This window comes from Pygmaiobacter massiliensis (assembly GCF_900199435.1).
In the GTDB taxonomy this organism is placed as follows: Bacteria; Bacillota; Clostridia; order Oscillospirales; family Ruminococcaceae; genus Pygmaiobacter; species Pygmaiobacter massiliensis.
Genome location: NZ_OAML01000003.1, coordinates 1,384,518 through 1,403,339, shown reverse-complemented (window position 1 = coordinate 1,403,339; position 18,822 = coordinate 1,384,518). Strand labels below are relative to the sequence as shown.

Here is an 18,822-nt window from a genome sequence, read left to right as displayed (position 1 = left end):
CCTTATTCATCAAACACCTCTTTGGCTGCTTTGATGAACTCGGTGACCGAGCGCGCATGATACCCACCTTTTTTGGTGCCGATGACCAATTGGCTGCTTGCCAAAGAGTCATCCAGCAAAAAGCAGAACAGATCTGACGAAGGCTTATTTGCCTTTTTCAGCTCGTCCCATAGAAAGGTTTTTGCACAAAGGCTGACCCCGATGCCAGCGCGGCAAAGGGCCAGCATTGTCATTGTATTGTAGGTGTGTGCAGACACCATCGGTTCAAAACCGCCTTCTTTGGCAGATACTTGATGAAGGAGCTGGCCGGTCCAGGAGCTGCTGTTCGCCACAACAAACGGACAGTGTGCAAAGGTTTGCAGCGGTAGCGATTTGCTGCTCATAATCTGCTGGCGCTCTTCTTCGGAAAAATATTGCTGCAAAATTGGGGCAGGCACCACAATGTACTGGCTTTCGAAAAACAGCGGCTGTGTTTCAATCAGTTCGCTGGCAAAATCAAACCCGATGGCCACATCAATTTTGCCCAGCTCCAGCCGTTCGCGCAGCGCGCTTTGGTCCCCTTCATACACATGAATCCGCACTTGGGGAAAGCGGCGGTGGTATTCACTGATTAGGCGGGGAAGCATGATATTTCCCCGGGAAGGTGCAATGCCAACCGTCACTTCGCCCCGACGGAAGTCTTTGATATCCAGCAGCTCTTTTTCTGCCTTTTTATGTAATGCCAAAATTTCTTTGGCGTTGCTGTAAAGGCTTTCTCCCGCTTCGGTAAGCGAAATGGGCGCGTGCCGGTCAAAAAGCAGCACACCATATTCGTTTTCTAGTTTTTTAATATGGTTGCTCAACGACTGCTGAGAGATAAAAAGTTGTTTTGCCGCTCTGGAAAAATTCAATTCTTCCGCTACTACTACAAAGTAGTGTAAGTTTAAAAAATTCATGTAATTGCCCCTTATGTAAATAAAGATAAAATTTTAATTGAAAATTCGAGCTATGGCTACATTAAGAATAACATATCGCACTTTTTAGCACAAGAAAGCGCATTTTTTACACCCCTGCGCAATCACGCCTGGCAAGAAACAGAATAGGAGTTTAAACATTATGGATGAGATGCTCTACCAAAACCATCTGGCCCTTTTAAAACAAAATTTGAAACTCGCACTGGGTTGCACAGAGCCCATTGCAGTTGCTTACGCGTCGGCAAAAGCCCGCGAGCTTTTGGGCACCGAGCCCTGCAAGCTGACCGTCGAATGCAGCGGCAACATCATTAAAAACGTAAATGGCGTCGTGGTGCCGAATTCTGACCAAATGAAGGGCGTAGATGTGGCTGCGGTGCTCGGCATGGTCGGCGGCGATGCGTCCCGTCAACTCGAAGTGTTGCAGGGTGTCACGAAAGAGCATATCGCCAAAACCGCTCAGCTTTTAGAGCAAAACTTCTGCTGCTGCCGTTTGGTAGAGGGTGTTGAAAACCTTTACATCCGCGTATTCATTGAATCCGCAGACGGCCACAACGCCGAAGTTGTGATGCGCGATTACCACACGAATATCACTCATATTGAGAAAGATGGCACTGTCCTTCTTGACCAGCAAAACCCGGTTACCGCAGCCCCGGCTGAAGCCGAAACTACCTCTGGCCGTCCCGAGTTGATGACTCTGCAAAACATTGTGGAGTTCGTAAACGAGGTAAAACTGGAGGATCTGAAACCTATCCTCAGCGCACAGATTACCTGCAACTCTGCCATCTCGGAAGAGGGTCTCAAAAACGCCTGGGGCACCCAGGTAGGCCGCACTTTGCTTGAAATTTATGGCGACGACGATGTGCGTGTTCGTGCACGTGCTGCGGCTGCCGCTGGCAGTGATGCCCGCATGAGCGGCTGCACTCTGCCCGCTGTAATCAATTCCGGCTCTGGCAACCAGGGCATCACTGTTACCCTGCCCGTTGTGGAGTATGCACGCGCACTCAATGCTTCTGAAGAGAAGCTGTACCGTGCACTGGCACTCTCCAACCTGGTCAGCATCCAGCAGAAAAAGTATATCGGTAGCCTTTCTGCTTACTGCGGCGCTGTTTCTGCTGCAACCGGTGCTGCTTGCGGCATCGCCTACCTGCAGGATGAATCGTTTGCTATCATCTGCGATACCATCGTTAACTCGATTGCCACCATTGGCGGCATGGTTTGCGACGGCGCGAAGCCCAGCTGTGCTGCAAAAATCTCGGTAGCAGTAGAAAATGCTTTGAATGCACTTGAAATGGCAAAACGCAAACGTGCGTTCCAGCCGGGCGAAGGCATTGTAAAAGAAACCGCTGAAGAAACCATCAAAAGCGTTGGCCGTATGGCACGCGAGGGTATGCGCAGCACCGATGTCGAGATTCTCAACATCATGCTCAACAACTAATTTCCGCAAAGCTCTGCTTTGTTTTTCTGCTTACTTTGTACGACTTGTCCTGGTACATCGCTTCTGTCAGAATAACCATCCAATTGCAAAAAGGCCCACTCGGATTTATCTCCGGGTGGGCCTTTTTGTTTTTGCAGCGCGATTCCGCCTTATAATAATGGACAAAGCTGTCCGCACCGGTGTCATCGTTTCAGCCTCTATGCCATCCTCACCAGTTGCCTGGCGTGTTATGATGATAAAAATAAAAAAAATATAAAACTTGCGCAACCTCGCCCTGTTTTCGGGGTCCTTATAAGTGAAAGGCCTTTATGCTGACGGAAAGGAGGATACAATGCACGATCACGAAATTATTGCGCTTTATGAAACGCGCAACGAACAAGCTGTGGCAGAAATGCAGGCGCGCTACGGAAACTACGGTTTTTCTATCGCTTACAATATTTTAGGCAGCAGCGAAGATGCTGAGGAATGTGTCAATGACGGCTACTTACGGCTTTGGAACAGCATTCCCCCACAAAAACCTGAGGTGCTTTGCGCTTTTTGGGGAAAGATTGTGCGCAACCTTGCACTCAACCGATACAAACACTTTACTGCTCAAAAAAGAAACCTCGGGCAAATCCCGCTGGCACTTTCTGAGCTGGAGGACTGTATTACCCCTGCGCATTCTTTACAGACTGCAACCGAATGCAGAGAAATTACTGCCTCTATTAATCGCTTTTTAAAGGAGCAGACGGCGGAAAATCGAATTATTTTTATCAAGCGGTACTGGTATCTTATCTCGGTAGAGCAAATTGCTACCCAGCTGCAAATAAGTGAGAGCAAAGTTAAATCTTCGCTTTTCCGTACCAGAAACAAGCTAAAATCACACCTGCTGAAAGAGGGGATTTCTTTATGAATCAAAATGAAAAATTAATGCACGCCATTGGCGGGATAGACGATAATCTGATTGCCGAGGCTGACAAAAAAGTTACATCTAAAAAAATCAAGCTGCGCTGGGTTGCGCCCATTGCCGCTGCACTTGCTCTGACAGTAGCTGTCGGTGCGGGCTACCAGCTGCGCAACCAGGGTGGCCTTACCACCACTCCTCCCCCGGGCTATACCGACGGTGTAGGCAACACCAGCCCGATGGAAATGCGCAGATTTTTCAATTACAACGGTTTGCGCTATGCCTATGAAAGTAATCTTATCCCGGACCAGTATCTCGAGCTGGAAAATGAAGTGGCAGAGATTACCGCAGACCTTAGCACTGACCCGGAAAAGCTGGCAGCAGCCGACCTTGCAGGCACCTTTTTACCCGGCAGTAAAATTTATTCTATCAAAGGGCAAAGCCCCGACCTTCGCCTTGCAGTTTCTGATGGCGAAAAAGTTTACGTTTGTCAGGTTACCGATACCCTCAGCGGAGAAGGGCTTGACCTTGCTTCTTTCTTTCAAAACACTGGCATCTTCGAGAACACTCTCGAAATTATAGTATTTGATCACTTTGGGCAAGAGCTTCTCAAAGAGCTTGACCAAACCGCAGCGCAGCAACTGCTTTCGCTGGTGGAAGACGCACAAAAAGCCAAACTCAGCAACGAGCAATACGAACAAATCGGCACCATGCAGACCAACGGCAAGTCTTTCTCTGTGGAGTGCTCGTTGAACGACGGCACCCAGTACCAATTCTATGCCATTCCGGAGCTGGGACTCGTGATGGTCGGTGACAACACCTACGAGCTTACCGCCGAGGGCAAAGACGCTTTTGCTTCCCTGCTCGCAAATTAAACTTTGCTGCGAAGCATGGGTAAGTCTGCGGACAATTCACTTTGTGCGCTTACCCCCGCTTTCTTTATGGGCACCAAAAAAGAGGAGACGAAAGTCTCCTCTTTTTGTATTACAAACCATTTATGAGAAACGGGCGGCTTGCTTTTTCTGGTATTCTTTAACCTGCGCCTTTATGTAAGCAACCGATGACGTAGCATTGAAATCAGGGCATCCTCTGCACCAGCGTGTAGCAGGTAGCTTTCTGCTGTGCCATAGGTATTTGCAATAAAATCAAGTGCCTTTTCAATCTCGCAGGGGGCTGACGAGAACACGGCATCCGGAATCACAATCCCATGGTTTTGCAGCATACGCTGTTGTTTTTGCTCAAAAATCTGCTGCATATTTTTTTGGCTGGTGCTATAATCGGCTATAATTTGCTCGCGCGGCACCCCGGCAAGTAAAAGCAGCAACATCGCCACCACCCCGGTGCGGTCTTTGCCCGCAGAGCAATGAAACAAAACGGTTTGGTCGCTGTGGGCCGCAAAAGTTTTAAGCACTTTCAACAATTTTTGCGCACTGTATTGTAGCAATTCCACATACACTTCGCCCATGCTGGGGGGCATGTCTTTCGTAAAGCCGCTCGAGGCTGCTTTGTCCAGCATGGGGAAAGAATAGTAGCTTACCTGTTGCAACAGTGCCTCGGGGCTGGGTTCTTCGGCCCGCTCTTTTTCGCTGCGCAGGTCAACCACACAGCCCACGCCATACGCCAGCAAAAATTCAATATCGGCCTGAGTAAGCGCAGCAAGCCCATCTGAGCGCAAAAAGCGATGTGTTTTGGTCACGGCACCATCGGCAGCGGGGTATCCGCCGAGGTCTCGTGTATTGCGGGTGCCGCAAAGAGGCAAAGGCTGCGAACTGCAAATAAATTTAGACATGGCTTTCTCCTACTTTCGATTTGGTCAGCGCCCCCCAGCGGGTGCCTTGTGCAGTGCGGCGCGAGATTTTCTTTTTCGCCGTGTGCAGGCTGGTGTTTTCCCACACATCTTCACGCATATTTGCGCGAATATATACCACTGCTCCACCAAGGCAAATGAGGAACATCAGCACCGAAAGTGCAGCCGCTCTTTGGTAGTCCATGTAGGTGCTTGTTTGCTGGTATAAAAGAATACCCAGCATTTTCGGATTATTCGGGCCGGTCAGGTACGGAATGGTAAACGAGCCAATCTGTCCCATCAAAATAAAAGTAGCGCTGACGATGATGTCTTTGTAAGTAAGGGGCAGAATGATGGTTTTTAGAATATTCCAGGCCGAGCAGCCGCAGTCGCGGGCGCTCTCAATGTAAGAATCGTTTACGCTGGATAGCGCCGCGCTGAGCAGCATGGCCGAGAAAGGCACCGAAAACCACAGGTTGCACAGAATGATTCCTTTAATATCATATATAAGCCCGGGTTGATACTGTATGCCAAAAGCGAGCAAAATGCGGTGAATCAGTCCCGCATCTTTAATCACATTCATCACCGCATACACAGCGGCAATGCCCGGCATAAAGCGCGGCAGCAGATATAATTTGCCAAGCAGCCTGCTGACTGGCCCTTTTGAAAACCGGAGGTAAAGTGCGAGCAAAAAGCTGAGCACCACGCTAAGCGCCATCACCGAAAGTGAAACTACAAGAGTAAATACAAAGCTTTCAAAACTTTCTCTGCTTTTAAAAAAATAAAGGTAATTATCTAGCGTAAACGCGCCGTCTGTGGTGCAGAAGGATTTGACCACTGTGTTAATTACCGGCAAAACCACGACGCAGAGCATGATTGAAAATGCCGGCAGCACCATAATGTAAGGCAGCCATTTATGCTGTTTTTGTTGTGTCATAAAAGATTGTCACCTTTCTGTGCTGGCAAATGCGCCAGGCGTGCCTGTGCTTATTTTGCCAGCGGAGAAATCTGTTCTGCCCAGCGTGTGCGCAAATCCACCATCATAGAGCCAATCGAAAAGTAGCGCAGGCTTTTCATATCAGTTTCTGCCAGCCAATCAGCATTATCCAGATTCTCAAGCTTAGCGGAGTCCACAACAGGCGAAGCATACATCGTATTCCAGCCCAGAGACTGTGCCTCATAGCTGAGAAAATAATCAATAACGGAAAGTGCAGCTTCTTTATCTTTTGCGATGGTAGGGATGCAGAACCCGGCCAGTGCGCCCATAAAAGAAGGCTCAATCTGGGTAAGTTTGATGGATTCCGGCATGGTGCCCATGGCTTTTTGGCTAAGCACCATATTTACAAAAGCAGGGGTCATATCAATCTGCTTGGTTGCCAGCAAGTCCAGCGCGCCGGCATTTTTCATCGGGTACTGCACCTTGCCCGCGGTCTGGTAAAGGTACGGGTGCAGCTCTTCAAGCAGGGCGAAAGCGCTATCCCACTCTGCCGTGTGTTCGTCTTTCCACTTCAGGTCAGCGCTGGTAGCTGCCTCGGCGGGCAGCTGATTGTACACGGTGTTCGCTACAAAGCTGGTGCCGCTGCCACCGGTGGACGGGTCACAATAAGTAAATCGGCCCGGATTCTCTTTAATCCATGCATACAGTTCCTCTTCCGTCTTGGGCGGATTCGGGACAGTTTCTGAGTTATAAGCGAGATACACCGCCGTGCCGCGGTACGGCACAAAGGTATCGCCCACCACGTTTTCTTTAAAAATCACATTCTCATAATTCGGGATTTTAGAAGTGTCGATTGGGATAAAAAAATCAGGAGCAGTCTGTGCCAGAATCGAAGAGATGCCGCTGTCATCCAGCGCAATCAGATCAAAATCGGTATCGGTTTCCCCTGCTGCGTAAGCTGCCGCCAAGCGGTCGGGCAGGCTTTGCTCGCTCGTACCGGATACGACAAACTGAATTTCAACACGAGCTTTTGTGTTATAGTTGGCATCCGCATTATGCGCATCCGCGACTGCCTGCAGCGCATCGCGCACTTCTTGCCCGCCATGGCCCCAGATGGTGACTGTGGGCACCTGTGCTGCACCAGACTGAGAAGCTGCGCCCGCCGAAGCAGTGCCGCCGGTTGCGGTAGAGCCACAGGCAGTCATCGAGAGGCCGAGCGCTGCCGCCAGCATTGCCGCACCGCACTTTTTAGCCAAAAGATTGCGTTTTTTCATGGATGGTTCCTCTTTCTTTTCTTGAATTTAGAAAAATTTATTCACTCAACAAGGAGAGAATCGGTTAAAAAACAGTCTGCCGGGTGATGGTGTAATGCACCCGCTGCCCTTGGGTAAAATCAGCCAGACGCTCTTTGGGCAAAAACACCTTCAGCGTTTCTCCGCTGGCGGCCCGCAAAAAGATTTGCGCGTAGTGCCCCAGCAACATAATATTTTCAATCTCACCGTTTCCTCCGGCGCCGCCGCTGGTAATAGAGATATCTTCCGGGCGCACAGCAAGTGTTTCGCTGCCGTGAGAGATAAAATTCATTTCTCCGATAAAGCCTGCAACAAAGCGGCTCGCCGGGGCGTTATAAATTTCTGTCGGTACCGCCAGTTGTTCAATATTTCCCTGGTGCATCACCGCAATTCGGTCAGAAACGGCCATTGCTTCTTCTTGATCATGGGTAACGAACAACACGGTAAGGCCTGCCTCGTTCTGGATGCGCTTCAGCTCTTCTCGCATCTGGCCGCGTATCTTTGCATCCAGCGCAGAAAAAGGCTCGTCCAGCAGTAATAAAGATGGCTTGAGTACCAGCGCACGAGCAATGGCAATGCGCTGCTGCTGCCCGCCAGACAGCTGTGCAGGGTACTTTTTTTCGCTGCCGCTCATATTCACCAGCTGCAACATGGCACGAATTTCTTCCTGCATTTTTTCTTTCGGCTCTTTGCGCAGCTTTAAGCCAAAGGCCATATTTTCATAAACGGTCATGTGTGGCCACAGATTGTAGCTTTGAAACACCATTCCCGTAGGGCGTTGTTCCGGCGCAAGGTTTTGAATTTCTTTGCCGTCCAGCACAATTTTACCGCTGTCGATTTTATTGAATCCGCCAATGGCGCGCAAAATCGTGGTTTTGCCACAGCCGGAAGGTCCCAGCAGGGTAAGCAGCTCGTTTTGGTGTACTTCCAGGTTGATATTTGCAACACCTTCGTTTGCGCTGAATTTTTTTGTAAGGCCAGAGATAGCCAGTTTTACCGGGGAATTGTTCTTCATCAATATGCTCCATTCTGCCGCACTGTACGGCATACACAATACGAAAAAGTTCTGTTACATTTTAAGACCATTGGACAAAGCACTTGCACTGAGGTATTTGCGAAATACAATCATCAGCACCACCGATGGCACCAACAGCACAATCGCAAACACCGCACCTGCCGTATCCGGAAAAGACATGATAATGCCGTACAACTCGCTGGGCATGGTATGTACATTAGGCAAGCCAATCAGCAAAGAGCCCTGAGCTTCTTCCATCGAACCGAGGAAAGTGTAAAGCGCCGCTACAATAATGCCCGGCTTTGCCATGGGCAGCGTAATCATAAAAAAAGTGCGCAGCGCAGAGGCTCCAACATCACGCGCACTTTCTTCCTGCTGGATGTGCACCGTGCGGAAAGATCCGCTCGGAATCCACACCATAAACATCATCGTGTTTACAATGTGCACCAGCACGACACCGAAAAATGTGCCCATCAGACCAATCTTGTAAAAGATAACTGCCATTGCCGTATAAATGCCCATTTTGGGAAAAGCATTGGTGAACAAAAAGCTCAGTCGCACAAGGCTGCGGCCTTTAAAATCATACCGGGCAAGTGCATAAGCTGCCGGCAAACATACCACCAGAGAAAGCAGCGTTACCACCACCGCCAGTGCCAGCGAAACCAGAATCGACTCTACCAACTTGCCGTTAGAAAAGACGTAGTTCCACCACTTAAACCCGTAAGTGGCCGGTACTACGTTGGGGTACTCGTATTTTTCTGCAAAAGAAACCAGCACCATGTTGACCAGTGGGCCGTAGAAAATCAGCAAGAATGCAGCGCAAAGCAGGTACTCCCAAAACTTGTTTTTGCCGAGCGTGTAATACAAACGTTTCATCGTTGTGCTTCCCCCTTTTCACAGTAAACCGGGGCTCCCACAGCGAGCAGATTTTCATAAGTACAGCTATTTTGGTACAACTTTATCACGGCGCTTGTTACACTCTCAGCCAGGGTATGCTTTAGCGGGGTGCAAAGGTCGGTTTCATAAGTTATGCTTTCTCCGTCGCTTTGCTGTATCACAAGCAAAAAAGCAGTTTTCGGCAAGGGCAGTGCAGCGGGGGCAAAAGTGACAGTGATGCTGCCATCTTCTGCTTGCGTGCAAAACAGCGGACCCTTTGTCACTATCGTTTGCTGGGCAAGAATCGCCTGCAACACACGCTCTGCCCGAGTGCCCTCGGCTCCCTCCGGGCTGATGCAGTAGGTGACAAAAACGTTTTGGGGCGTAGGCAGTTGGTGCAGGTCTTTGCCGCTGACCGCCGCAAGCCGGTGCCCTTGCAGAACAAGGCTTTCCCACAATGCGAGGGCTTGCGCATTGCCCAGCACCGCGTCCGGGCCAGAGGTATTTGCTACCTCAATATAATTAATCAGTTCCCAGTTATACTCCTGCAGGTTCATCCGGCAGCCTTCGGAGATTGGGTGTCCAAGGCAAAACGGATGTGCCAGCCCAACGGCAACCGCCCCGGCATCATGCAGCGTCTGCAAAAAGGGGTCGGGTGCTGCGGGGTCCAGGCGGGTCAAATCCACCATCCTGCGCAGGCCGAGTGCAAGAATATGACCGTAAAAAGTGGTAATCTCTACCCCCGGAACAAGGCTAAGCTGCGGATACTCCTTTTGGGCCAAATCAAACGCAGGCCTATGGGCCGAAACGGTGTTGTGGTCTGTTAATGCCAAAGTTTCAAACTTGTTTTCGGCGGCGTACGCAAGCAGCTGTTCTACTCGCAGCTGCCCGTCAGAGTGGGTGGTATGGTTGTGCAGCTCTGCGCGAATATATTTCATTGCTTGTATTCCTCCATGGTCAGGGTATACGCCGTTTCATCGTTCAGCACATTCAGCACATGGAGAACGACCCGCGCCACACCGCAGGGCTGGCAAGGGGTAAATCCTTCGCTCGCCGCCGTAGGCGTGATAAAAAATTCTTTTTCTGCACTGTTGCGGTGTGCCGAGCCTGCGCAGTAATCGTCAAAAAAGACCGACACGTTAATCTCTGTTTTTGCCGATGCACAAAAATGGTCGAGGAGCTCTTTCGTTGGCACAAGCTGCGGCGCCTGGGCGGCAAGTGTTTGCTCGCACTCATCGCGAAAATCTTCTTGGCTCTCCATCAAATTCTTTTTATCAAATACAAATTTCAGCTGTACACCTGTTAATGCTTTCGGCAAAACGGTGCTATAAGCAATGTGGCCCACAAAACCCTTGGGCAAAACACCTTTTACGGTATAGAATGTTTGCGCTTGCATCTCAGTCCGCCTTTCGTTTTCTGTGTTTTGATTGTAACAATAATTGAAAACCACAAACACCAGCCCTATGACAAAAAGCGGTAAAAAGAAAGTAAAGTGTCTAAAATTGGCCATTTTGTTTTCATGCTATAAACGATAAGAATTATAGAAGGTGTCCGGTATCTCGTGCACACCAAAACCGCCTCACCACTGCAGCGAGCATTTATTGCTTATTCACACGTCTTGGCGCACCTTCTTATGAGGCTTCAAAAATCCGAAAAATATTTGATATTTGTTTGTGAGTTTTATAGAACGCGTAAAAAAACAGTTGACAGCATTGCGCCGACGGTGGTAGAATACGACCATCAAATCTATATTGCCAAAAGCAATGATGGAGAAAAGTACCCGCAAAGGTCACTTTCAGTGAGTCGGTGATAGTGTGAAACCGACGGTAGACAGGCGGCGAACGAACACTCCTGAGCTATGAGCCGAACCCTTTGAGGAAGTAGGTGATTCGTATTCGGCGCGTTAAGCCGATAGCAGCTGTCAGGCTGTGAAAGTGACCGGAAACGGTAAGTTAGGTGGCACCACGGATTGCGTCTATTCGTCCTAAAGTTCTCAAAGTGAGACTTTTGGAACGGAGTAGACGTTTTTTTGTTGCGTTTTTTGCAGCAACCATCTCGATTTACTGTTGGAGGTAGAAAATTATGTGTTCGATTATTGGCTTTACCACGAAAGAAATTACAAAAGAGCAGATTCTTGCCCAGTTTGCTGCGGTTGAGAGCCGAGGCCCGGATATGACCGAGGTGCTAGAGACCAAAGGTGCCTGGCTGGGCTTTGCCCGGCTCGCTATCATGGGCCTTTCTCCCGAGGGGATGCAGCCGTTTACAGACGGCGAGTCCGCAGTCGTTTGCAACGGCGAATTATATGGCTTTCGCTCTTTAAAGCAGCAGCTGGCCACGAAAGGCTATACCTTTGTTTCGGAAAGTGACTGCGAGTTGCTTTTGCCGCTGTGGCAAGAATATGGCGTTGAGATGTTTGCAAAGCTGGACGCGGAATATGCTCTGATTTTATATGATGCAAAATCAGGCACCGTCATCGCCGCTCGAGACCCTATTGGTATTCGGCCGTTATTTTACGGCTATACCAAAGATGGCGCCATCGCTTTCGCAAGTGAAGCCAAAGCACTTGTGGCAAACTGCCACGACATTATGCCTTTTCCTCCTGGCCATTATTACAAAGATGGTCAGTTTATCTGCTATCGAGACATGACCGCCGTTGCCGCTTACACCGACGAGGATTTAGAGTCTGTTTGTACTCAAATTCACGATAAATTGGTAAAAGGTATTGAAAAGCGGCTGGATGCTGATGCACCCTTGGGCTTTTTGCTCTCCGGTGGTCTCGATTCTTCTCTCGTGTGCGCTGTTGCGCAGAAGCTGATGCCCAATAAGCCCATTCGCACCTTTGCCATTGGTATGGAAACCGACGCTATTGACCTGAAATATGCAAAAGAAGTAGCTGACTTCATCGGCAGTGACCATACCGAAGTAATTATCACCAAGCAAGACGTATTAACGGCTTTACCTACTGTCGTTCGCCTGCTGGAAACTTATGATATTACTACCATTCGCGCCAGCATGGGTATGTATCTGGTCTGCAAAGCCATCCATGAGACGACTGATATTCGAGTGCTAATGACCGGCGAAATCTCCGATGAGCTGTTTGGCTATAAATACACCGACTTTGCCCCTTCGGCGGAAGCTTTCCAGCAGGAGGCTGCTAAGCGTGTGCGTGAGCTTTATATGTACGACGTTCTGCGTGCAGACCGCTGCATCAGTGGCAACTCCATCGAGGGCCGGGTCCCCTTTGGAGATTTGGATTTTGTAGCGTATGTGATGTCTATCGATCCGAAAAAGAAACTGAACACCTATGGCAAAGGAAAATTTCTGCTGCGCCATGCTTTTGAAAAAGATGCACTGCTGCCGGAGGATATTTTGATGCGAGAAAAAGCCGCTTTTAGCGATGCGGTTGGCCATTCGTTGGTAGATGATCTAAAAGCCGCTGCGGAAGAACGCTATACCGACGAAGAATGGAAAGCATGCGCAGAAAAATATGCCTATCATGCCAAGCCTTTTACCAAAGAGTCGCTGATGTATCGTGAGATTTTTGAATCTGCCTACCCTGGCATGGCCAAAATGGTGGCAGATTTCTGGATGCCCAATAAGGACTGGGAAGGCTGCAACGTAAATGACCCCAGCGCCCGTGTGCTGGCAAACTACGGCACCAGCGGCATGTAAGTTTTTCGATTAGCTATAGTCCTTTTTACTGTTATAAAAAAGCGGCCGCCCGATAACTGGGCGGCCGCTTGCGTATGCTCTTAGGAAAGTGTATCTGCTTTTATGCTTATAAAATTTTTCTTATTTGTAGCGACATTCTTCTTATGCGCAAATAGTATCCTGTATATTATCTAAACTTGTGTAAATCTTTTACTTATATAAAAAGTAAAAGTGGCTTAAACATTACGTTCAAGCCACTTTTTAAATGGTTGCGGGAGCCAGATTTGAACTGACGACCTTCGGGTTATGAGAATTATCGAAAACAAAAAGAGTGCCATTAGAGTTTGCTTTTTCTTTAATGACACGCTTTTTAAAGGAGTTTACTATATTATTTATGTGGATTATAAGTATTTTAGGAGCGCCGTTGGGGATTCAAGCATTCCTTCAGCATCAATTAAGTTAAGTTCACTTTTAGCTTTAAATAAACATAATATAGAAATACTTTATTATGCTTATTAAGTAAATCCCTTAGAATGTGTCCATCTCTATACAGCTTTCTAATTCTCGCAGGCCTTTACAGCAGCCACTAAGGCCAACACAGCCGGTTTTATTGCTTCATCCGGAAAAATGTTTTCTGCAACGTGCAATCCTAACCCTGTTTCAGGCATTTCTTTTATTTGGGTGCCTACCAAAAATTGTACGCCTACGCCTCCACAGGCCTGCTGCAGACAGGAAAAGTCATCTGACCCCATAGACGGCTGTAAATCACGGATAATCGACGTTTTTCCCAAAATTGGCTCAACCTCTCGGCAAATAGCCTCACAGATATCGGGCGTATTAATGAGTGGCGGCATCCCCTTTTCCGCCTTTATCTCACATGAGGCTCTCATCGCCTCACAGCAGTTCGCGCTTAGGCGTTTTATTGCCGCTAAATGATGCTGCCTAACCGACTCGTCAAAAGTACGAAGCGTCCCCTTCAAAGTGACCATATCCGGAATAATATTGGGAGCAGTTCCCCCGTTAATCTGCCCAAACGTCAAAACTGCGGGTTGAGTCGGACGGTTTTCCCTGCTTACAATCGTTTGCAACTGAGTTAAAAGATAGGCACTGACTGTAATCGGGTCCACACACAGGTATGGATGGGCACCATGTCCCCCTTTTCCCTTCACTTCAATGGTAATTGTATCGCAGCTGGCATTACTGGTTCCTGCCAGCACCCCTATCTTACCCACCGGCAAAGCCGGAGCACAATGCAGACCTATCAAGGCCTCTGCTTTTACAGTTGAAAGCACCCCCTGCTCCAGCATTGTGGCCGCCCCGTCACAGGTTTCTTCTGCACATTGAAAAATCAGCAAAATACTTCCATGTAGTTTGTCACGCCTGCCTGACAGCGTCTTAGCGCACCCCAACAGGGCAGTTGTATGAATATCATGCCCGCAGGCGTGTGATATTCCGTTCTTGCGGGAAGCAAACGGCAACGCTGTCTGTTCCTGAATCGGCAGCGCGTCAATATCCGCTCGTAGGGCAATGCACTCGCCCGACAGCTGGCCGCGAATAATGCCGACCACCCCGGTAGTCAAACCGTATTCCAGTATCTCAACACCGTACGATTTCAGTTCTTGACGAATCAGTTCACTGGTTGCAATCTCGCAGTGCCCCAATTCCGGATTCTGATGCAATTTATGCCGAATTTCGTAGAGATAAGGTAGATCTTGATCTATTTGTTCTTGTATTTCCATAGGATTCTCCTTACTGATTTTGCCCCGTCATCATGCGCATAATGACTCGGTCAGTTTCCCTCATTCCTACTTTGCCCAAAATCCCCACATTGCGAATGGTACTCTCCACATCATCTTCCACAATGCCGTCACCGCCGCAGAAACGCTGATTATTCTGACACATTTCATAACCGAGAATGCCTGCGTCTACCGCAGTAGCAATCTTCGCGGCACAGGACGACTTTGCGCCATCGCAAATAATCCCTGAGGTAATAGCCAGCGCATTAATTAAAGTTTGCTTAATGGCGGGCAAATTCGCCCCCTTCAGGTAGGCGATTCCAGCGCCCGCACCAGCGCCCGCACTGACCGCGCCGCAGTACGCTGAAAGTCTGCCAATTCCGGTTTTTTGGTGCAGTGTCAGCAGATTGGAGAGTAACAGAGCTCGATACAATTTTTCCTGTTCTACTCCAAGTTCTTTTGCAAATTCAATAACTGGCAGTGAAGTCGTCATCCCTTGGTTGCCACTACCCGAGTTGATCACTACCGGGAGTTCACAGCCATTCATTCGGGCATCCGAACCTGCTGCTGCACATGCTCTAGCACGAATCCGCACATCGTTGCCATAAGTATCCAGCAATACTTTGCCGATATTAGCTCCATAACTTTTGTTCAGCCCTTCTGCCGAAATAGCGCTGTTCATCTCGATCTGACGGTCCAATATCTTTTTCACGTCATTCACGTTTGCTGTGTTCGCAAATTCGTAAATATCATTTACCGACAACACTGTATAATCGGGAATGTCAGAGTTTTCTGCTGCAGTAATTGCTTTTTCTTCCAGAACTTCATTGTCCTTGCTGACCAGCACTAGATTTGTATGTTCATTCACTGCCCGCACCTCTGCACAGTGACCGCCTGTGGACACCCGAACAGTAATGTCCAATACATACTCTGATTCTGCAGGACAGACAGTAATTTTTGCGTTTTTTAGATAATCCGCAAGACTTTGTTTCACTTCGTCCGAAACCGACGCGATCACTTCTAAAGCTTTGCTCTCGTCTCCGCCCAGCACACCCACTGCCGCAGCAACTTCAATTCCCCTGCCGCCGTTAGTATTTGGCACAATGACACTTTTCACGTTTTTAATAATGTTTCCGCTAGCGATTACATGAATTGTATCTGGAATCTTTCCCAGCACCGCGCGAGCTTTTGCTGCACAGTATGCGATCGCAATCGGCTCGGTACATCCCATTGCCGGCACGAGTTCTCTTTCTAAAATGCGCAAATACGTCTGATACTGCAAGCTGTTTCTTTCCATGATATTACTCCTTATTACAAATAAAATTGTGGGATAAGGCTTTCCTCATCCCACAATTCAGGGAAGCTTTTCCCTTTGGTTTAATTTTTGACGACTAAGTCCTTTACCACGTCTGCCTTTATCGGCTCAATCGTGACATCTTCTCCGGTTAGTACTGTCTCGCATGCAAGCCCCGGCTTACCGTTGCATTTCACTCCGCAGCGGCCGCAGATGCCGTGCTGACAAGCACTGTGGGAGAAAAAGCTTAAAGAACCATCTAAATTGTCTGCGATATAAGTCAGCAGATCCATAACAGTCATGCAATCTTCCGCTTTGATGTCAAGCTCAAAAGCATCATAGTGCGGCTGCTTGTCAATCGTGGGATCAAATCGATAAATTTTAGCAGTCATTATTTCTCCTCCAGATTCTTCATTCCCAAATCCTCTTCCAAGATAAACGACTCATAGTCGATTTTTTCCGGCTTGCGAAGTGGAATTTTGGTAACATCAGGAACCTTTTTCTCCAGAATATCTTTGCCGTCTTCGCAGTGCGCCAGCAGGCGAACCTGCCAATCCACATTGTCAATATAAGGATAGTCCTCGCGCAGATGCAATCCGCGACTTTCTTTTCTTGCCAAAGCCATTTCAGTTGCCACGCGAGAACAGGTCACCAGATTTTTCACCTGCAGTGCCTGCATCAGTTCACGGTTGTACACCAAGCTTTTAGAATGAATTACAACCTTTTCGACTGCCTCGTCCAGTTGATGGTAGATATCCAATCCCTTTTCCAGGCGTTCCTGATTACGCACCATGCCCAAAGCATCATCCGTGACAGTTTCCATCTGGTGCAGCAGCTGACCTACCGTTACATTGGAGTCGTTATCGAGAAGGCTCTGAATCATCCCCACAGCCTGTTCAACCGATTCCGATGCCGTACCGACCAATTCCTGCGCTGCAGTGCGCTGCGCTGCAACCTCGCCGGCTTTATAGCCCTGGACAATCATCTCAGTCACAGCATCCGCTACGCGGTTTGCGCCAAAGGCTCCACTGGCAACCTCGCCGGCAGCATACAACCCCGGAACACCTGTAAACATGTTTTCATCGATAAAGATACCGCCTACACTGTACTCGCTGGAAAGGCCCACTTCGATTTTTCGTTTTTTCTTGGCCATCTCACGATATTCTATCACGCTCTCGCCATGATAATATCCGTGGCGATAGAAGCCGTCGAAATGCTCCATAACCGCATCGAACATCGTATCAATTTCTTCGTCGGTGAAACGGCTGAAATCAAAATAAATACCGCCGTTTTTCGAGCCACGGCCCTGATTGATGACCCTGCCGAAATAGAACATATGCACCAGCTTGCTCATTTCGCTGGTTGCCTCCATTTCGCGCAATGCTTCCGGAACCTCAATTTTATCGCCGTTGCAGTCCACCGGGTCATAGTTAAACGCCCGACGGAACGTACAAATCGCGGGTAGAATGGAACCTCTCATATTATTCGGCTCAATGGCGGACATCAAAAAGAGCATGAATTCCATATCTGCCAGCTTTGCACCGGCACGATAAGCCATCGCCTGACCGTCGCCGGTCATATCGGTATTCGTGTTTTTCAGTGTGTACGGCTGAAAGCCGCCGGTACCTAAAATGGTTGCCTTTGCCTCAAATTGTAGCAGCCTGCCGGTATAAAGCTCAATGCCCAATGCGCCGGTAACCTGCTCACCGTTTTTCAGCAGTTCCACAATAGCCACGTCGTCGTAGATGGAAACTCCTGGGGTCTTTTTTACGCCTGCAAGCAGGGCGCGGCCCATGCTGCGGCCTGTTACATCCCAGTTTGCCGGGGCATAAAAACGGAATTTTTCACCGATTTCTTCGCCCCATTCCTTTACCTCATAAACAATACGGGGGCTTTCTTCAATAAACTGCTCCACCAAATTCTGGTCGCTGAGATTAAAGCCATCATTGACAATCGACTTAAACATTTCCTCTTTTGTAAAAGTCGGGTCGGCCTCTTCAATATGATAATCATGGTAGGCACTTTCGCCGTCCATCCCATAGGAACCGCCAATCATGATTGTGTTGCCGCTGTTGCCGGTTTTTCCCTTGGAGACCAAAGCAACTTTAGCGCCGTTTCTTGCCGCTGCTACTGCGGCAGTACACGCTGCACCGCCGCCGCCGACAACGAGAACATCCGTAAAAATCTTTTCTGCTACTTTCAGCATGGTAGCCATCCTTTCCGTATCAAAATTGTACTTAAATAAGATTAAAATCCGTGTCCTGATAACGAGTCAGGACGTCTGCCATATCGCTGCCGTAAGCATCTGCAAAACGTTTAAGAACCTCTGCGCTGATTGCTGCACCGCCGGTCGCAAAAATTGCTGTTATAATCTGAGAATAGGTTTTGTAGCTGTGTGCACAATGATAATCGAATCCCTTCAGATATTCTTTGTGCTTCTGAAATACCGTTCCATCAGGAATATTAGCATTGCGGGCTGTTTGGATACAGCAATCATGCTCGTGCATGCTCTGAGGAACTTCAAATACCAGATAGGGATTGAATCCGCGCACAATTGACTTGTCCAAATGGGTACAGTAAACCGTTCCGGCTTTAGACATATTCATTTCGCGGAATTGCGTCGCCCACGGGCACTGGGTCACTCGTTCGTCAAAATCGGGCTGATAAGAAACCATATATCCTTGGTTGTCGCAGCCTTCATCTTTTACGCTCTGGGTATTGACCCACTCGCCATATTCCCGATACGTTGCAAATGTCAGAGGCTTTCCATCTCGAATGGCTCGCTGCGCCATGCGCGATCCACGCTGCTCAGCATAACGCTGAGTCGCCAATACAAAAGCCGCTTCGCCTCGCTCCTGATATTTTTCAGTCAGCAGTGTATAAAAAGTTGCTGCCAGAAATGCGTGGTGTTTTTCAGTGAATTCTTTCAACATGGTAAGGTCCTTTCTTTTGCCGGTATTTAAA

Annotated in this window: 17 protein-coding genes and 1 other annotated feature; of the genes, 4 read left to right on the top strand and 13 right to left on the bottom strand. The window is 48.6% G+C overall.

From position 1 onward, the window contains the following. Positions 1 to 2: 2 nt before the first annotated feature. A complete protein-coding gene (locus C1A11_RS11315; protein ID WP_102050559.1) occupies positions 3 to 935 on the bottom strand; it encodes a LysR family transcriptional regulator in 933 nt (310 codons plus the stop codon). A 160-nt stretch (positions 936 to 1,095) separates the two neighbouring features. On the opposite strand from C1A11_RS11315, the gene C1A11_RS11310 reads away from it, so the two are divergent. The 3 genes from C1A11_RS11310 to C1A11_RS11300 all read left to right on the top strand — a co-directional run bounded on the left by C1A11_RS11310 (position 1,096) and on the right by C1A11_RS11300 (position 4,146). Continuing rightward, positions 1,096 to 2,388: an L-cysteine desulfidase family protein gene (locus tag C1A11_RS11310; protein ID WP_102050558.1), complete on the top strand. Its 1,293-nt coding sequence runs from the start codon at positions 1,096 to 1,098 to the stop codon at positions 2,386 to 2,388. Between the two features lie 331 nt (positions 2,389 to 2,719). After that, positions 2,720 to 3,280, top strand: coding sequence for an RNA polymerase sigma factor (locus C1A11_RS11305; RefSeq protein ID WP_102050557.1), 561 nt, complete (start codon positions 2,720 to 2,722; stop codon positions 3,278 to 3,280). After that, positions 3,277 to 4,146 carry a hypothetical protein gene (locus C1A11_RS11300; protein WP_102050556.1) on the top strand — a complete coding sequence of 290 codons (870 nt, stop codon included), beginning with the start codon at positions 3,277 to 3,279 and terminating at the stop codon, positions 4,144 to 4,146. Before C1A11_RS11305 ends, C1A11_RS11300 begins: the two co-directional genes overlap by 4 nt. A gap of 170 nt (positions 4,147 to 4,316) precedes the next feature. Here the strand turns inward: C1A11_RS11300 and C1A11_RS11295 are convergent, their stop codons facing one another. From C1A11_RS11295 to C1A11_RS11265, 7 genes are all read right to left on the bottom strand, one after another. Next, positions 4,317 to 5,060 (bottom strand): tyrosine-protein phosphatase, encoded by a 744-nt coding sequence (locus C1A11_RS11295; RefSeq protein ID WP_102050555.1) that lies wholly within the window; start codon positions 5,058 to 5,060, stop codon positions 4,317 to 4,319. After that, on the bottom strand, positions 5,053 to 5,994 hold the full coding sequence (locus C1A11_RS11290) for an ABC transporter permease (RefSeq protein ID WP_102050554.1): 942 nt from the start codon (positions 5,992 to 5,994) through the stop codon (positions 5,053 to 5,055). Before C1A11_RS11290 ends, C1A11_RS11295 begins: the two co-directional genes overlap by 8 nt. Before the next feature lie 50 nt (positions 5,995 to 6,044). Beyond that, the gene (locus tag C1A11_RS11285) at positions 6,045 to 7,268 is read right to left on the bottom strand and encodes an extracellular solute-binding protein (RefSeq protein ID WP_102050553.1); all 1,224 of its coding nucleotides are present in this window, start codon (positions 7,266 to 7,268) and stop codon (positions 6,045 to 6,047) included. A gap of 64 nt (positions 7,269 to 7,332) precedes the next feature. Further along, positions 7,333 to 8,301: an ABC transporter ATP-binding protein gene (locus C1A11_RS11280; protein ID WP_102050552.1), complete on the bottom strand. Its 969-nt coding sequence runs from the start codon at positions 8,299 to 8,301 to the stop codon at positions 7,333 to 7,335. Positions 8,302 to 8,355: 54 nt separating this feature from the next. Next, positions 8,356 to 9,177, bottom strand: a complete 822-nt coding sequence (locus tag C1A11_RS11275) for an ABC transporter permease (RefSeq protein ID WP_102050551.1) — start codon at positions 9,175 to 9,177, stop codon at positions 8,356 to 8,358. Continuing rightward, positions 9,174 to 10,115 (bottom strand): CehA/McbA family metallohydrolase, encoded by a 942-nt coding sequence (locus C1A11_RS11270; protein WP_102050550.1) that lies wholly within the window; start codon positions 10,113 to 10,115, stop codon positions 9,174 to 9,176. The genes C1A11_RS11275 and C1A11_RS11270 overlap by 4 nt, the downstream gene beginning before the upstream one ends. Continuing rightward, positions 10,112 to 10,573, bottom strand: coding sequence for a DUF6669 family protein (locus C1A11_RS11265; RefSeq protein WP_102050549.1), 462 nt, complete (start codon positions 10,571 to 10,573; stop codon positions 10,112 to 10,114). Before C1A11_RS11265 ends, C1A11_RS11270 begins: the two co-directional genes overlap by 4 nt. Before the next feature lie 358 nt (positions 10,574 to 10,931). Next, positions 10,932 to 11,167 (top strand) — a binding site (T-box leader). Positions 11,168 to 11,259: 92 nt separating this feature from the next. Here C1A11_RS11265 and asnB point away from each other — a divergent pair. Continuing rightward, on the top strand, positions 11,260 to 12,849 hold the full coding sequence (gene asnB / locus C1A11_RS11260) for an asparagine synthase B (protein WP_102050548.1): 1,590 nt from the start codon (positions 11,260 to 11,262) through the stop codon (positions 12,847 to 12,849). Positions 12,850 to 13,385: 536 nt separating this feature from the next. On the opposite strand, the gene C1A11_RS11255 is transcribed toward asnB, so the two are convergent. The 5 genes from C1A11_RS11255 to C1A11_RS11235 form a co-directional block, all read right to left on the bottom strand. Continuing rightward, positions 13,386 to 14,567: a M20 metallopeptidase family protein gene (locus C1A11_RS11255; RefSeq protein ID WP_102050547.1), complete on the bottom strand. Its 1,182-nt coding sequence runs from the start codon at positions 14,565 to 14,567 to the stop codon at positions 13,386 to 13,388. Between the two features lie 10 nt (positions 14,568 to 14,577). After that, on the bottom strand, positions 14,578 to 15,861 hold the full coding sequence (locus C1A11_RS11250) for an L-cysteine desulfidase family protein (RefSeq protein WP_102050546.1): 1,284 nt from the start codon (positions 15,859 to 15,861) through the stop codon (positions 14,578 to 14,580). A gap of 80 nt (positions 15,862 to 15,941) precedes the next feature. After that, positions 15,942 to 16,250, bottom strand: a complete 309-nt coding sequence (locus tag C1A11_RS11245) for a 2Fe-2S iron-sulfur cluster-binding protein (RefSeq protein WP_102050545.1) — start codon at positions 16,248 to 16,250, stop codon at positions 15,942 to 15,944. Then, a complete protein-coding gene (locus C1A11_RS11240) occupies positions 16,250 to 18,064 on the bottom strand; it encodes an FAD-binding protein (RefSeq protein ID WP_180950333.1) in 1,815 nt (604 codons plus the stop codon). Before C1A11_RS11240 ends, C1A11_RS11245 begins: the two co-directional genes overlap by 1 nt. Positions 18,065 to 18,095: 31 nt before the next feature. After that, a complete protein-coding gene (locus tag C1A11_RS11235) occupies positions 18,096 to 18,791 on the bottom strand; it encodes an L-2-amino-thiazoline-4-carboxylic acid hydrolase (RefSeq protein ID WP_207653950.1) in 696 nt (231 codons plus the stop codon). Positions 18,792 to 18,822 lie beyond the last annotated feature (31 nt).

Bases quoted from the DNA above. Each gene is read 5' to 3' on its own strand.
- C1A11_RS11235 (WP_207653950.1), bottom strand. From the start codon at position 18,791: ATGTTGAAAGAATTCACTGAAAAACACCACGCATTTCTGGCAGCAACT.
- C1A11_RS11310 (WP_102050558.1), top strand. From the start codon at position 1,096: ATGGATGAGATGCTCTACCAAAACCATCTGGCCCTTTTAAAACAAAAT.
- asnB (WP_102050548.1), top strand. From the start codon at position 11,260: ATGTGTTCGATTATTGGCTTTACCACGAAAGAAATTACAAAAGAGCAG.
- C1A11_RS11315 (WP_102050559.1), bottom strand. From the start codon at position 935: ATGAATTTTTTAAACTTACACTACTTTGTAGTAGTAGCGGAAGAATTG.
- C1A11_RS11280 (WP_102050552.1), bottom strand. From the start codon at position 8,301: ATGAAGAACAATTCCCCGGTAAAACTGGCTATCTCTGGCCTTACAAAA.
- C1A11_RS11300 (WP_102050556.1), top strand. From the start codon at position 3,277: ATGAATCAAAATGAAAAATTAATGCACGCCATTGGCGGGATAGACGAT.
- C1A11_RS11275 (WP_102050551.1), bottom strand. From the start codon at position 9,177: ATGAAACGTTTGTATTACACGCTCGGCAAAAACAAGTTTTGGGAGTAC.
- C1A11_RS11245 (WP_102050545.1), bottom strand. From the start codon at position 16,250: ATGACTGCTAAAATTTATCGATTTGATCCCACGATTGACAAGCAGCCG.
- C1A11_RS11270 (WP_102050550.1), bottom strand. From the start codon at position 10,115: ATGAAATATATTCGCGCAGAGCTGCACAACCATACCACCCACTCTGAC.
- C1A11_RS11295 (WP_102050555.1), bottom strand. From the start codon at position 5,060: ATGTCTAAATTTATTTGCAGTTCGCAGCCTTTGCCTCTTTGCGGCACC.
- C1A11_RS11240 (WP_180950333.1), bottom strand. From the start codon at position 18,064: ATGCTGAAAGTAGCAGAAAAGATTTTTACGGATGTTCTCGTTGTCGGC.
- C1A11_RS11265 (WP_102050549.1), bottom strand. From the start codon at position 10,573: ATGCAAGCGCAAACATTCTATACCGTAAAAGGTGTTTTGCCCAAGGGT.
- C1A11_RS11290 (WP_102050554.1), bottom strand. From the start codon at position 5,994: ATGACACAACAAAAACAGCATAAATGGCTGCCTTACATTATGGTGCTG.
- C1A11_RS11250 (WP_102050546.1), bottom strand. From the start codon at position 15,861: ATGGAAAGAAACAGCTTGCAGTATCAGACGTATTTGCGCATTTTAGAA.
- C1A11_RS11255 (WP_102050547.1), bottom strand. From the start codon at position 14,567: ATGGAAATACAAGAACAAATAGATCAAGATCTACCTTATCTCTACGAA.
- C1A11_RS11285 (WP_102050553.1), bottom strand. From the start codon at position 7,268: ATGAAAAAACGCAATCTTTTGGCTAAAAAGTGCGGTGCGGCAATGCTG.
- C1A11_RS11305 (WP_102050557.1), top strand. From the start codon at position 2,720: ATGCACGATCACGAAATTATTGCGCTTTATGAAACGCGCAACGAACAA.